Source organism: Antarctobacter jejuensis, assembly GCF_052266595.1.
Lineage (GTDB): Bacteria > Pseudomonadota > Alphaproteobacteria > Rhodobacterales > Rhodobacteraceae > Antarctobacter > Antarctobacter jejuensis.
Map to the genome: position 1 here is coordinate 91,197 of NZ_JBQQXJ010000002.1, position 13,489 is coordinate 104,685.

The 13,489-nt window shown below is 64.9% G+C and carries 15 protein-coding genes; 3 read left to right on the plus strand and 12 right to left on the minus strand.

Translation table 11 applies throughout. The features are described from left to right. Nucleotides 1–12: 12 nt before the first annotated feature. The 5 genes from ACTXGA_RS03115 to alr are packed head-to-tail and all read right to left on the minus strand — an operon-like array spanning nucleotide 13 to nucleotide 3,439. Nucleotides 13–462, minus strand: a complete 450-nt coding sequence (locus tag ACTXGA_RS03115) for a paraquat-inducible protein A (protein ID WP_443391668.1) — start codon at nucleotides 460–462, stop codon at nucleotides 13–15. Next, entirely contained in the window at nucleotides 459–845 is a 387-nt protein-coding gene (locus tag ACTXGA_RS03120; protein ID WP_443391669.1) for a hypothetical protein, read from the minus strand. The genes ACTXGA_RS03115 and ACTXGA_RS03120 overlap by 4 nt, the downstream gene beginning before the upstream one ends. Then, nucleotides 842–1,588: an ABC transporter ATP-binding protein gene (locus ACTXGA_RS03125; protein WP_443391670.1), complete on the minus strand. Its 747-nt coding sequence runs from the start codon at nucleotides 1,586–1,588 to the stop codon at nucleotides 842–844. The genes ACTXGA_RS03120 and ACTXGA_RS03125 overlap by 4 nt, the downstream gene beginning before the upstream one ends. Nucleotides 1,589–1,622: 34 nt before the next feature. Next, the gene (locus tag ACTXGA_RS03130) at nucleotides 1,623–2,354 is read right to left on the minus strand and encodes an MlaE family ABC transporter permease (RefSeq protein WP_443392026.1); all 732 of its coding nucleotides are present in this window, start codon (nucleotides 2,352–2,354) and stop codon (nucleotides 1,623–1,625) included. 47 nt (nucleotides 2,355–2,401) lie between these two features. Beyond that, nucleotides 2,402–3,439, minus strand: coding sequence for an alanine racemase (alr, locus tag ACTXGA_RS03135; protein WP_443391671.1), 1,038 nt, complete (start codon nucleotides 3,437–3,439; stop codon nucleotides 2,402–2,404). A 119-nt stretch (nucleotides 3,440–3,558) separates the two neighbouring features. Between alr and ACTXGA_RS03140 the strand changes: the two genes are divergently transcribed. Beyond that, complete coding sequence (locus tag ACTXGA_RS03140; RefSeq protein WP_443391672.1) at nucleotides 3,559–4,326, plus strand: adenosylcobinamide-GDP ribazoletransferase; 768 nt, start codon at nucleotides 3,559–3,561, stop codon at nucleotides 4,324–4,326. A gap of 135 nt (nucleotides 4,327–4,461) precedes the next feature. On the opposite strand, the gene ACTXGA_RS03145 is transcribed toward ACTXGA_RS03140, so the two are convergent. Both ACTXGA_RS03145 and ACTXGA_RS03150 read right to left on the minus strand, forming a co-directional pair. After that, nucleotides 4,462–5,946 (minus strand): replicative DNA helicase, encoded by a 1,485-nt coding sequence (locus ACTXGA_RS03145; protein WP_443391673.1) that lies wholly within the window; start codon nucleotides 5,944–5,946, stop codon nucleotides 4,462–4,464. Between the two features lie 213 nt (nucleotides 5,947–6,159). Further along, on the minus strand, nucleotides 6,160–6,825 hold the full coding sequence (locus ACTXGA_RS03150) for an orotate phosphoribosyltransferase (protein WP_443391674.1): 666 nt from the start codon (nucleotides 6,823–6,825) through the stop codon (nucleotides 6,160–6,162). Between the two features lie 245 nt (nucleotides 6,826–7,070). Here ACTXGA_RS03150 and ACTXGA_RS03155 point away from each other — a divergent pair, with 245 nt between their 5' ends. Continuing rightward, the gene (locus ACTXGA_RS03155; protein ID WP_443391675.1) at nucleotides 7,071–7,292 is read left to right on the plus strand and encodes a hypothetical protein; all 222 of its coding nucleotides are present in this window, start codon (nucleotides 7,071–7,073) and stop codon (nucleotides 7,290–7,292) included. Nucleotides 7,293–7,301: 9 nt separating this feature from the next. Here the strand turns inward: ACTXGA_RS03155 and ACTXGA_RS03160 are convergent, their stop codons facing one another. Further along, nucleotides 7,302–7,772, minus strand: coding sequence for a hypothetical protein (locus tag ACTXGA_RS03160; RefSeq protein WP_443391676.1), 471 nt, complete (start codon nucleotides 7,770–7,772; stop codon nucleotides 7,302–7,304). A gap of 123 nt (nucleotides 7,773–7,895) precedes the next feature. Here ACTXGA_RS03160 and ACTXGA_RS03165 point away from each other — a divergent pair, with 123 nt between their 5' ends. Then, nucleotides 7,896–9,587, plus strand: a complete 1,692-nt coding sequence (locus ACTXGA_RS03165) for a winged helix-turn-helix domain-containing tetratricopeptide repeat protein (RefSeq protein ID WP_443391677.1) — start codon at nucleotides 7,896–7,898, stop codon at nucleotides 9,585–9,587. On the opposite strand, the gene pyrC is transcribed toward ACTXGA_RS03165, so the two are convergent. From pyrC to ACTXGA_RS03185, 4 genes are all read right to left on the minus strand, one after another. Next, nucleotides 9,538–10,575, minus strand: coding sequence for a dihydroorotase (gene pyrC / locus ACTXGA_RS03170; RefSeq protein WP_443392027.1), 1,038 nt, complete (start codon nucleotides 10,573–10,575; stop codon nucleotides 9,538–9,540). The two genes, ACTXGA_RS03165 and pyrC, sit on opposite strands and share 50 nt — an antisense overlap. Before the next feature lie 23 nt (nucleotides 10,576–10,598). After that, nucleotides 10,599–11,552, minus strand: coding sequence for a phosphoadenosine phosphosulfate reductase (locus tag ACTXGA_RS03175; RefSeq protein ID WP_443391678.1), 954 nt, complete (start codon nucleotides 11,550–11,552; stop codon nucleotides 10,599–10,601). 141 nt (nucleotides 11,553–11,693) lie between these two features. Continuing rightward, entirely contained in the window at nucleotides 11,694–12,734 is a 1,041-nt protein-coding gene (locus ACTXGA_RS03180; RefSeq protein ID WP_443391679.1) for a glycosyltransferase family 2 protein, read from the minus strand. Nucleotides 12,735–12,786: 52 nt separating this feature from the next. Continuing rightward, nucleotides 12,787–13,488, minus strand: coding sequence for an FkbM family methyltransferase (locus tag ACTXGA_RS03185; RefSeq protein WP_443391680.1), 702 nt, complete (start codon nucleotides 13,486–13,488; stop codon nucleotides 12,787–12,789). Between the last annotated feature and the right edge of the window lies 1 nt (nucleotide 13,489).

A 13,489-nucleotide genomic window follows, 5' to 3' on the forward strand; every position in this document is an offset into this window, starting at 1 on the left:
CCAAGCACCGTTTCAGCCGGCGCGGCGTTTTTCGAGAATGCCGAGGAAGACCGACGTCAGGATACAGGCGGTGAAGAGATAAAGGCCCCATGCGGTTTCCAGACGCCCGACCCCCATGCCCTTTGACAGGGTGATATAGAGCGCGATCAGGAAGATGTCGGCCATGGCCAGCTTTCCGATCACCTCGAGCACCGGCAGGGTGCGGCGGTCGAGCAGGTGGAACTGGACCAGCGCCAGGCCCAGCGTCTTGATCAGCGGCGCAAAGAGCGCAAAGAGCGTGACCAGCAGTGCAAGGAACACATCGGATTTCCAGAGCGACTGCAGACCGGAGACGAGGCTGATTTCACTCATCCCGAAAAGCGGCAGGAAACCGGCGCGCAGGAGCGGCGCGAACCAGGACACCGGGTAGAGCACCAGCAGCGCCAGGTTGACCCAGCGGAGTGCGCCCCAAAGGCCAGTCACGAGGTCCACCACCACAGGCCCAGGAGCCCGATCAGCATCAGGACATGTACCACGTCGATCCAGCGCGCGCGCACGCCCGGGGTCAGGGCGCTCAGCAGGAAGACGGCGGAAGGCACCAGAAGGGCGGTGATGCCGCCGCTGCCAGCCATGATCCGTGCCGCCGAGGCGTAGAGCGGGCCGCTGTTCAGGCCGGTTGCCGGGGCCAGCACCGTCGCCACCCCGCCGAGCGCCAGGAGCAGCGTCACCAGCGCGGGCCAGCGCGCCAGCCCGCGGCCCATGAACAGCCGGACGGCAGCAAGCACCGCCAGCACTTCGAGATAGATGAACTTCTTTGCGAAGAGAAAGAACAGGATCACCGGGTCCGGTTGGAAGTAGCTGTTCATCGCACCGCCTCGATCGGACCCTCTGCCCGGCCCGAGATGAACTGGTCGACGTAGGGATCGCCGCTGTTGTCCATTTCCTGCACCGGGCCGGTCCACTGGATCACCCCGTCGTGCAGCATGGCCACGTTGTCGGCGATGGCGCGTACGCTGGTCATGTCGTGGGTGATGGTCATGGCGGTGGCGCCCATCTCTGTCACGATCTCGCGGATCAGCTCGTTGATCACGCCTGCCATGATCGGGTCGAGGCCGGTGGTGGGTTCGTCGAAGAAGATGATCTCGGGCTCGGCGGCGATGGCGCGGGCAAGGCCTACGCGTTTCTGCATCCCGCCGGACAGTTCCGCCGGAAAGCGGTCCGCCACATCCGGTTTCAGACCCACGCGGCGCAGTTTCTCGATGGCGATGCTGCGCGCCTCGTCGCGCGGTTTGGCCAGCGCGCCGCGCAACAGGCGGAAGGCGACGTTCTGCCAGACCGGCAGGCTGTCGAAGAGCGCGCCGCCCTGGAACAGCATACCGAAGCGGGCGAGAAAGGCGTCGCGGTCGGCGCGTGTTACGTCCTCTCCGTCCAGCGTGATGGTGCCGCTGTCGGGCGCGACAAGGCCGAGAATGCATTTCAGCAGCACCGATTTGCCGGTGCCGGAGCCGCCAATGATCACCATCGAGGTGCCGCTGGCGATGTTCAGGTTCACGTCGCGCAGCACATGGTTGTCGCCAAAGGCCTTGGCCACATGTGAGAGTTCGATCATGGCCGGGCCTCCGGCCGGATGGGTCCGCGATCCGTCATAGCGAGAAAAACGCCCCCGTCAGCAGGAAGTTGGCCGCAAGGATCAGCACCGCTGCCGCCTCGACCGAGCCCTTGGTCGCGCGGCCCACGCCCTGTGCGCCGCGGCCCGAGTGCATGCCGAAATAGCAGCCCATCAGGGCGGCGATGCCGCCAAAGGCGCAGCCCTTGACCAGCGAGGACACGATGTCGAGGAATTCGAGGAAATTCACCGTGTTCTTCAGATAGGACGCGGGGTTGAACCCCAGCGATCCGGTTGCGACCGCAAAGCCGCCGAACACGCCGATCACGTCCCCGATGGCCACCAGCAGCGGCACCACGACCAGCGCCGCCAGAACGCGCGGCGCGACGAGGTATTTCATCGGGTTGGTCGAGAGGGTGACCAGTGCGTCGATCTGTTCGGTCACCTTCATGGTGGCGATCTCTGCCGCGATGCTGGAGGTGACACGCGCCGCGATCATCAGACCCACGAGGACCGGGCCAAGTTCCCGGACGATGCCGATGGCGACGATCTGCGGCACCACCGCCTCTGCGTTGAAGCGCGCGCCGCCGGAATAGATCTGCAAGGCCAGCGCGCCGCCGGTGAAGACTGCCGTGAGGCCCACCACAGGCAGGGAGAACCAGCCGATGTTCATCAGGGCCATGCCGAATTCGCGGCCATAGAAAGGCGGCCGCAGCACATGGCTGAGCGCCTCCAGCCCGAACAGGGCCACGCGCCCGACCATCGCCATCAGGAGCAGGGTCGCGCGTCCCAGCGCGCCCAGAGGGGACAGAAGGCTCACGCGCCGGTATAGGTGCGGGCGTACCGCGCCCCCAGCGAAGTCAGGATTTCGTAGCCGATGCTGCCAGCCCAGTCGGCCAGCGTGTCCACGCTTTGATGTGTGCCCAGCAGTTCCAGCGTCTCGGGCGCGCCCTCCGCCGCTGTCACATCGACACCGATCAGGTCCATCGAGATGCGGCCCAGCACGGGACAGCGGGTTTCATCCGCCCAGAGGGAGGCCTTGTGGCTCATGCTGCGCAGGATGCCGTCGGCGTAGCCCGCCGCAACGGTTGCCACGCGGGTCGGGCGTTCGGCGGTCCAGGTGTTGCCGTAGCCCACGGTTTCGCCCGGTTCGACATCGCGGATCTGGATCACCGGCAGATGCACATGCGCCACGGGGCGCGCGTCAAGGAAGGGCAGGCCGCCATAGGTGCCGATGCCGGGGCGGGTGAGATCAAAGTGATAGTCGGGGCCCAGCAGGATGCCGCCCGTCGCGGACAGCGATCGGGGCGCGTCGATGCCGTCGGTCATGTCGCGGAAGACGCGCAATTGCTGTGTGTTCATGTCATGGGCCGGTTCATCGGCGCAGGCGAGGTGGCTCATCACCAGGCTGGGGCGCTGCGCCAGCGCGATCTCGCGCAGGGCGCGCCATTCCGCCGGTTCCATGCCCAGCCGGTTCATGCCGGAATCGAGCTGAATGCCAAAGGAATGGCCCGGCAGCCCCTCGACGTGGCGCAGCATCTGGTCGATGGAATTGATCATCGGCGTCAGTTGCGCGTCGCGGATCAGGGAGGCGTCGCCCTCCATGTGGCCGGAAAAGACGCAGATCTCTGGCCGGGGGCCAAGGATCTGGCGCAGTTCGGCGCCCTCTTCGGCGATGGCGACAAAGAACCGCCGCGCGCCTTCCTCGGCCAGTGCCGGGGCGACCTTGTCGACGCCAAGCCCGTAGGCGTCCGCCTTGACCACCGCGCCGGTTTCGGCTTGTGACATATCGGCGAGCGCGCGCCAGTTGGCGCGCAGCGCCGCGAGATCGATTGTAAGCTGTGCCTGTGCCATGGGTTCGTCTTTTTTCAGGTTGGGCGGAGGCGTCAAGCGGGAAAACGCTTTGCGCGTGGGCTTGTCGGCGCCGGATTGCCGCATATTCTGGGATCAGAGCGGTCAGCAAGGGAGAGGCCATGTACGCGGCATTGCGGCTGGAAGCGCTGTTGTTCCTGATGGCGCTGGCCTATCTGACACGGCTGCCGGTGCCGCGCGATCTGCCTGACAGCGACGATTTGCAGGTGCGGTCGATCAAATATCACACGGCGGTCGGAATGCTGATCGGGCTGTGCGGCGCGGCGATGCTATGGAGCGCGGCCGCCGTGCTGCCGTGGGGCGTGGCAGTGGTGCTGTCGCTGGCGATCACGCTGCTGTTGACCGGGGCCTTTCATGAACACGGGCTGGCCGAGGCGTCAGAAGGGCTGAGCGCGGGGCGCAACCGGGCCGAGGTGCTGCGCATCATGGATGGCGCGGGCTTCGGGTTTTACGGCGCGGTGACGCTGGGCATGGTTCTGGCGCTCAAGCTGGCGCTGCTGTTCAGTTTTTCCGGGCCGGTGGCGGGGATGGCGCTGATCGCGGGCCATGCGGCGGGGCGCATGGCGGCGGTGCATGTGACGGCGACCACGTATTATGCCCGCAGCGAGGGGATGCAGCGATTCATCCCGGCGGTGACGCGGGACGGCTATCGCGTGGCGCTGGCGCTGACCTGTCTGGCGCTGGCGGGATTGGTCGTGGTGTCGGGCACCACCGCCGCGATCTGCGGGTTCGCGGGATCGGTGCTACTGGCGCAGGCCTTTCGGCGGATCGTCATCAACCGGATCGGCGGATATACCGGCGCCTGCCTGGGCGGATCGCAGCAGATGGGCGAATTGGGGCTGTACCTGGGGTTGGCGATCTGGCTGTAAAGCGGTTTTAGGTCAATATGTTGCGGGGCGATCTTCGCATCTTTCGCGAAGGATTTCACCTGTCCGGCGATCCGGTCCGCATTTGGCTGATGCCTCTGGTTCCGGGTCGGATCGCCGCTGCTTGGAGGGTGTCCGTTATTCTTCGTAGTCGCCCTGCTGCCAGGGCTTGACGAGGTTGCCGAAGCGGGTAAATTGCGATTCGAACGACAGTTCGACGGTGCCGATGGGACCGTGACGCTGCTTGCCGATGATGACCTCGGCCTTGCCGTGCAGGCGGCTCATCCGGTCCTGCCAGACGGCCATTTCGTCCAGCCGGTCATCCGAGGGTTTTTCCCGCTCTGCGTAATATTCTTCGCGGAACACGAACATGACCACGTCGGCGTCCTGTTCGATCGATCCCGATTCCCGCAGGTCCGACAGCTGCGGGCGTTTGTCGTCGCGGCTTTCGACCTGACGCGACAGCTGTGACAGGGCCATGACGGGGATGTTGAGTTCCTTGGCGATCGCCTTGAGACCCATGGAGATTTCGGCGATTTCCTGCACCCGGTTGTCGGCGGTGCCGCGCAAGAGCTGCAGGTAGTCGACAATCAGCAGGTCCAGCCCATGGGTCCGCTTCAGACGCCGGGCGCGCGCCGCGACCTGGCTGATGGGCAGGGCGGGCGTGTCGTCGATGAAGAGCGGGCAGGCCTCCAGCTCCTTGGCGGCCTGCACGAAACGGCGGAATTCGCCTTCGTCCATGTCACCCTGACGGATCTTGTGGCTGGAGATTTCCGATGCCTCGGCCAGAATACGGCTGGCCAGCTGTTCGGCGCTCATTTCGAGGCTGAAAAAGCCCACGACGCCACCTTCGAGCGCGCCGGTGCTGCCGTCGGGCATCTGGCCTTTGCGATAGGTCTTGGCGACGTTGTAGGCGATGTTGGTGGCCAACGAGGTCTTGCCCATGGAGGGACGTCCGGCAAGGATCAAAAGGTCAGAGCCGTGCAGGCCGCCCAGCTTTTTGTCCATGTCGACCAGGCCGGTCGAGACGCCGGCCAGCCCGCCGTCGCGTTGATAGGCGGCGTTGGCGACGTTCACGGCGTCGGTGACGGCGCGCAGGAAAGAGACGAAACCGCTGTCGCTCTTGCCCTGTTCGGCCATCTTGTAGAGGGCCTGTTCGGCCTCGACGATCTGTTCGCGCGGCTCGTTCTTGACGTCGACCTTGGCGGCCTTGTCGGCAATCTCGCGGCCCAGACGGATCAGATCGCGCCGCACGGCGAGGTCGTAGATCATCTGCGCATAGTCGCGCACCGCAAAGGTCGAGACGGCAGAGGCGGCAAGGCGGGCAAGGTAGGCGGGGCCGCCCAGTTCCTTGAGGCCCTCGTCCTCTTCCATGAAGGCCTTGAGCGTCACCGGGGAGGCGAGCGCGTTCTTGGAAATCCGCGCGGAGGCGATCTCATAGATGCGGGTGTGCACAGGGTCATAGAAGTGACCCGCGTTGATGATCGAAGCGACCCGGTCGTAGATGTCGTTTTCGGTCAGGATCGCGCCCAGCAGCTGCTGCTCGGCCTCGATCGAATGCGGCATGGTATCGGGTGCCTCGACCTGTACGCCCGTTGGATTGATCGTTGTGATCTCGTTCATTCCCGCCCCCTCACTGCTCAGGCCGCCGACCTAGCAGGTCGGCCCGCCGGGGTGCAAAATGTATGTTTCTGGGGATAAGCTGTGATTTGTTCGCCCCACGAGATGTTGGCATCTCATGGGGCGGTACGTCAACATCTTGACAAGACGACTCGGGCCTGTGCCCGGCCAGCCACAATCAAGAAAAGTCGATATAACGTTTACGCAAGGGCAGAATCAGGCGCGGGCGGCGCGCCAGCCGTGCGGATCCTTGAGGAACGACTCGACCTCTGACAGGACGCCCGCGTGTTTCGCCGGGGCTTCGGCCAGCACCTCCCACCATGTGCAGAGATGGTGCAGTTCGACGCCGTGATCGCCCAGCGTTTTGATCGTCTCGGGGAAGATGCCGTAGTAGAAAATCACCGCCGTATGGCCGCAGGTGGCGCCGGTTTCGCGGATGGCGTCGACGAAGGACAGCTTGGACCCGCCGTCGGTGGTCAGATCCTCGACCAGCAGCACGCGCTCACCTTCGGTCATGGCGCCCTCGATGCGGGCGTTCTTGCCGTAGCCCTTGGGTTTCTTGCGCACGTAGGTCATGGGCAGAGCCATGCGTTCGGCCACCAGCGCGGCAAAGGGGATGCCCGCCGTTTCGCCGCCGGCGATGTTGTCGAAGGCCTCGAAGCCCGCGTTGCGCATCACTGTGACGGTGAGGAAATCCATCAGGGTCGACCGGATGCGCGGGTAGGAGATCAGCTTGCGGCAGTCGATGTAGACCGGGGACAACTGGCCCGAGGCGAGTTTGAACGGTTCATCCTGCATGAAATTCACCGCCTCGATTTCCCACAACATGCGCGCGGTCAGGCGGGCCATTTCTTCGGCGGTCGGGTAGGTCGCGGGGATCATGGGCGGTGCTCCTGTCTGGGTCTGCGCCGCATTAGCGTGATTCCGGTGCCGTTTGAAGAGCGGAGGCCCGCATCCGCGCCTTGGCGGTCCGGCACGGGGACATTCGGAGTGCAGTGCTATCCAAAAGGGGTGCGGTCTGTCCGGATGGCCCGTGAGGCCAGCCCTTTGGCGAGGGTGAATTTGTTTCCGGCCAGTCTACAAAAACGAGCATCAACAAAATCACTTTCGCGTAATAGGACAATGGTATGACGACTTCATCTCCGGAAGATCAGAAAATGGCATCGGATCTGGCCGACATTCTCAAGGACCTGAGAGATCGGGTGCAGACGGCGGGGTTCCTGTCTGCCGGGATTCTGGACACGGGGTCTGTCAGCCGGTTGATGCTGATCGTCGAAGACCTCGACCGGATTGCACGGCGCGCGTCGCAGGTGGCCGCAGGCCTGGGGGCGCTGGACGGCGAAAACTGATCCCCGGGGTCAGCAGCGTGCGTAGATCCGGCCCCAGAACATGCGGTTGGGCAGCGGATCGGTGGTGCGGGTCTGCCGCAGGTAGCGACCGCCAAGCAGGTAGGCCTCCGGCTCTCCCATGGCGAGACACTCCCAGCTATCCGAGGCGCCGCTTTTCCATTGCACGTAATGCACCAGTTCATGCAGCAGGATTTCCCGGAACAGCGGGTTGTCGGTGGGATGGTCGAATTCTGACGCGCCGTCGATATGGACCGCGCCCAGCATGAAGATCGTGCCGTCCCTGCCATCCTCCCGCGAGAACAGCGCATTCAGGCGTTCATCCACGCCGTCATCGGGCATCAGGTGGGCGACGCCGCTGTAATACTCTTGCGTCAGTTCCTGCGGCGTCAGCGTTTGTACGATGGGGGTTGGCAAGTCTGTTACGTCATATTCCGTGTTCTCGCCGATCCAGGCGAGCAATGCGTCTATCAGGATTTCCACGACCAATGTCTCCCTTTACAAATGCGAGAAAGGTATGGCCGGGCGTTATGGGAGTCCTGAAACGGGTCTGAATAGTTCTGAAAATTCCCGATTCTCTGCTATTTTGAACCGGGGGGATCCATTTTGCCCGATTCCATTGCCGCCCAAAGGAATTCAGACCACGCCAAAGCGACCTCGGACCAGATCGCTGATCTTGGCGGTTTGCGCGCGAACGCCGCGGCTTTGTTGACCTACCTGCAGGCCCGTGAAGGTGAGACTGTCAGCAAGGCGGACCTGATGGATGCCGTCTGGCCCGACACGCACGTGTCCGAGAATTCGCTGTATCAGGTGGTGTCGGACCTGCGGCGCGCGCTGGCGGATCACCCCGGGCTGGAACTGAAGACTGTGCCGCGCCGGGGCTACCGGCTGATCCGGTCGCATGGGACTGTTGGGGGTGCGGTAAACCGCAGGCTGGGCAAGCGTCGGCCTGGTCTGCGGGTTGCTGCGACGGCCCTTGTGGTCATGGTCGCCTTGGCCGTGGTTGGGCTGATCCTGATCCGGCCGCGCGGGGCGGTGCTGTCGATCCCGCCGTCGATTGCGGTGATTCCGTTCGTGTCGTTGGATGGCGATCCGAAATGGGCGCGTCTGGGAACCGGGCTGTCGGCCGAGATCGCCGGCACCCTCGCGCGGAACTCATGGCTCTATGTGACCGCTCCGGCCTCGGCCGAGACGGCGCGGGACCTGCCCGAAGCGCAGGTGGGCCGGCACCTGGGCGTGCGTTTCGTGCTGGACGGCAGTATCCAGGCCGAGGGCGATGCGCTGCGGGTTCATGCCGCCCTGCGCGACGACGCGACTGCGCGCGTGTTGTGGACCGGGCGGTGGGATCGCCCGGCGGACCACCTGTTCGACATCCAGGACGAGATCGTTACCGCGATCGACGCGCAGTTCAGCTCAGTCTACAGCGGCACGCTGGCGGAATACGGCAAGGCGCGGGCGCGCAAGCGGCCGACCAGCGATCTGGACGCCTTCGAGAATTTCCTGCTGGGCTCGGACGAAAAGCACAAGTTCACTGAGGAAGGATATGACAACGCGCTGGTTTACCTGCGGCGGGCGGTCGAGCTGGACCCGAATTATGCCCAGGCCTGGGCGACGCTGTCGCTGGTGCTGGCCTTCAAGGCCGACATCGCCCCGGCCTCGGAGATCCAGCACCTGCGCGCGCGCGAACTCGTGACGGCACTCAGGGCCTACGAGATGGACCCACATGACCCGACCGTGAACTGGCGCATGGCCACGGTCGCCACGCGGATCCTCGACGACCGCGCGCGCGGCGAGCAACACCTGCGGCACGCGCTGGAGGTGGCACCGAACGATGCCGACGTGCTGCTAATCGCGGGATGGATATCGACCACGGTGGGGATCTTCGGCCCCGAACCACTGGCCTGGGCCGAACGTGCCGCCGCGCTGAACCCCTCGGCGCCGGTCTGGTACAATATCGGGCACGGCATCGCGGCCTTTGCCTCGGGTGAGTATGAGCGCGCCCTGGAAATCTTCGCCGAGGCCCCCGAAAACGTCGATGTTTTGCTTTATCGCGCGCTGGCGCTGGCGCAGCTTGGCCGGATGGAGGAGGCGTGGCAGGCGCGAGATGCGTTATTGGCGCTGGCGCCGGACCTGACCATCGAGACGATGCATGGCCGGATCGAGGAGAACTCGCCGCGCATGACCCCGCTGACGGTCCCGGCGGGCCTGCTGGGCATTCCAGTCGGCCTGTACACCGCGCCCTCCGCGCTCAGTCCGCCACGCGCCAGTGCAGCGGCATCATCGGATCGAAGACAGTGACGGGGCCGTCGCCCGTGTCGATCTTGGCCGGGTAGCTGACCGGATCACCCTTGGTCAGGGTGATGGAGGCTTCGTTCGGCGGCAGGCGGTAGAAATTCGGCCCGTTGAGCGAGGCGAAGGCCTCCAGCTTTTCCAGCGCGTTTTCCTGCTCGAAGACTTCGGCGAGGATCGACAGGGTGTTGGTGGCGGTGAAACATCCCGCGCAGCCGCAGGCGTTTTCCTTGAGCGGGTCGGTGTGCGGCGCGCTGTCGGTGCCAAGGAAATAGCAGGGCGCGCCAGAGGTGGCGGCGGCGCGCAGGGCAAGGCGGTGCTCTTCGCGCTTGGCGACGGGCAGGCAGTAGTAATGCGGCTTGATCCCGCCCACGAGGATGGCGTTGCGGTTGATCACAAGGTGATGCGCGGTGATCGTCGCGCCAAGGTCCGGGCCGCCGGAGCCGGCGTAATCCACGCCCTGTTTGGTGGTGATATGTTCCATCACCACGCGCAGGCCGGGGGTGCGGCGGCGCAGCGGATCCAGAACGCGGTCGATGAACACGGCCTCGCGGTCAAAGATGTCGATGTCGCTGTCGACCACTTCGCCATGCACGCAAAGGGGGATGCCCGCCTCTGCCATGGCGTCCAGCGTGCCGCGCACCTTGTCGAAATCGCGCACACCGGAGGCGGAATTGGTGGTGGCCCCCGCCGGGTACAGCTTGACCGAGGTGATGATGCCGTCCTTGTGCGCCTGCACAACGTCCGCCGGATCGGTTTCTTCGGTCAGGTAGAGCGTCATCAGCGGCGTGAAATCCGCGCCCTCGGGCAGGGCGGCCAGGATGCGGTCGCGGTAGGCGGCGGCCTCTGCGCCGGTCACGACCGGCGGCACGAGATTGGGCATGATGATGGCACGGGCGAAATGGCGGGCGCTTTCGGGCGCGATGTCCTGCAGCATGGCGCCATCGCGCAGGTGAAGATGCCAGTCGTCGGGGCGGCGGAGTGTCAGCGTGTTCATGGCAGAGCGGTTAGCACGCGGCGTCACCGCGCGCCAGCCTCAGGCGTCGTCCTGTCGTCCTGTGCCTCCAACTGGCTCAGGCGGCGGCGAAAACGCGGCGCATTCATCCGGGAGACGACGTGCTGACAAAGGATCCGGGCAAGTCCGCTGCGTCCATCCGCATCCAGACGCATCAGCAGGTGGCGCAGGTACGGCAGGTGGTCGCGGCGGGCGCGCAGCATCCGGGCAAAGGTGGCGGTGTCCAGACGTCCCTCGGCGGTGGCGGTCAGGAGGTCGGGCAACAGTTCCAGCGTCCGCAGGTCCGATTGCAGGCTGCCGCCCATGAAGGGCATGCGGAAACGGTCTACGTTGGGCCGCGCGAAGAGCGCCGAATGCATGGCGTCCAGACGTTCGCGTGGGTCATAGAGCAGATAGGCGCGATCCGCCGCCTCCAGCATTTCCGGGGCGAAGCCGTAGCGGGAGGTGAAGTCTCGGCGGCGTTCCTCGGTAAAGCGGTCGTCCCATTCGGCGATGCGCGGATCCAGCGTGGCCTGCGGCTGCAGGACCAGCACCCGCGCGCCGGGGGCGGCGACGGAATAGGTGGCGGCGGCATACCCGCAGGGGCCCGCGCCGTAGAACACCACGGTGTCGAATTCGTCGAAAAAGCCGTCGTCGATCAGTTGGTCGAAGAATTCGTAGACTTGGGGGGCGCGGAACCACGTGTCGCCGTGGCTCAGCAAGGACAGCGAGGACCAGCCCGTCGCGCCGACCATGTCGAAACCGATGGGGGTGCGCGTCGGGGAGAGGCTTTCGATGCCGGACATGGTTTCGAACCCGACCAGCAGCGTATCGCCTTCTTCGACAAAAATGGCGGCGTGATGTTTGCCCAGTGGCTCTGCGAACCCGTATTCCTCACCGATCCGACGCAACGCGCCCAGCCATTCGCTGCGCGAAAGGCTGCTGAGGTCGGGGGTAAAGGTTTCGGTTTGCGATGCCATGCCCGAATGTCCTGACTGCCGCGCATTTGAAGCGGATTCAATGGAAACAATCGCGGCGATTTCGGGCGAAAATGTGGTGACCGGGTGACAATAAGATGGGGCGGCGGTCAATGCCCCTGATTTGACCACGGCAAGAGTAGGTCAGTCCTCGGTTTGGCGGGCGCGGGTGGCGTGCGCGGCCAGAAAGCGGGCGGCGCGGATCGGCACGGGTTGCGATGGCGGCGTCATCAACAGCCGGGCAAAGAGCGCGCGGTAAGGCTCCTGCGCCAAGAGTTCGTCGAAACGCGCCTTGCGCCATGCGACGGCCCGGCTGTGCAGGTCCGCCAGAACCGGATCGGCCCCCAGTTCGGCGCGGCGGCCTGAGCTGTGCAGCGCGAGGATGCTGGTGTCTTCGTCGATGTTCCAGTTCCGCTCGACCCAATAATCCATGCCAAGCGCATGGTCGGCGTGGACGGCACGGCCGCGATCCGCCTTCAGCACATAGCTTTCCATCGCGCCGAGCGCGTAGTGGTTCAGTTGGGCAAGGGCATAGTTTGACCGGCCATAGGGGGAAAAGATCCGCCGCTTGTGGAATTGGGCGTCCAATTCGCGGCCTTCCCCGTCGAACCAGCGCGCCTGATTCAGCCGCGCCGCGTTCGGGGCGCGGGGCCGGTGCACGCCCAGTTTTCCATAGGTGCCGTCGTTGCGAAACAGCGTCTTGAACATGGCCGCGCGCCACGGCCAGTGCATGATGACGGGGGCCGCGCGGGTGAATTGCTGCGGGATCGGGGTGTCGATGTAGCGGGTGACGCCCGCATTGCCGAACAGCCGCCATGTCAGGGTGATGGCGGTGGCCTCTGGCAACGTGGCGATCAGGGCGGGCAGGGTGCGATCGCCGGCATGGACATTGACGAATTCATCCACGTCCAGCGGCAGCAGCCAGTCGGCCTCTTGCACCTGTGGTGTCTGATCGGCCCGTTTCAGCGCGGTGAACTGGATGCCGCGATCGTCGTAGGGGCCATCGTTGCGGATATGGGTCACGGGGGCGATCTGCGCCAGCCGGTCCAGCATCGCATCGGTGCCGTCCTGACAATCGTTCGACAGGGCGACCACATGGGTGATCCCGCAGGCAAGGTGATGCGCAAGCCAGTCGAGCAGAAAGGCGCCCTCATTGCGGACGCAGAGAACGGCTGTGATCTTCATTGGCGGGGGCCCGCGCGTGTATGTGGGATTGCCGCAAAGCCGTCCGTGTTCATCACCAGCCCTTGCGGAAGGTCACCACCTTGGCCTCGGAGGCCTTGGGGAAATAGGTCAGACCGGCGCGCTGCATGGCGTCAAAGACCGCCTGAACACCGGATTGGCCGATCCACTGCGGATGCAGTTCGATCACTGCCGCCCGCAGGCCGGACCAGTCCCCGGCGGACAAAAGATGCGCCTCTGCCCCTTCGATGTCGCAGACCAGCACATCGGGCTGTTCTTCTGCGATGACCGGGCCGATGGCGTGCTGCATGATCTGCACCTCTTCGATCACGCTGTCGGGGTCCGCGTCGCGATCCATCGAGGAGGCGAGGAAGTTCTTGCGCACGTAGAAGGGCACCGGATCGCCCAGTTCCGGCGACAGCAGTGCATTGCGCAGGTCGACGTTGGTGACCTCATTCGCCTCATGCATGGAGCGGATGTAGGGGATCAGGGCCGGGTTCGCCTCATAGCTGACCACGCGGCTGACCTTTTTCTTCACCGACAGCAGCGTCGACATGTAACCGATGCCGCCCCCCAGTTCGAGCACCCGGTCGCCGGGGCGCACGATGCGCATGACCGCGTCGCATTCCTTGCGCTCATAGATGTCCTGTTTCAGCGCCGCGCGGACGCGTCCGCGTGTGATTTGCGGGTTCTTGGGGATCTTCAGGCCGCGCGAATACAGATAGGGGTCACGGGTCGCGGTATCGCTGCCGTCCATC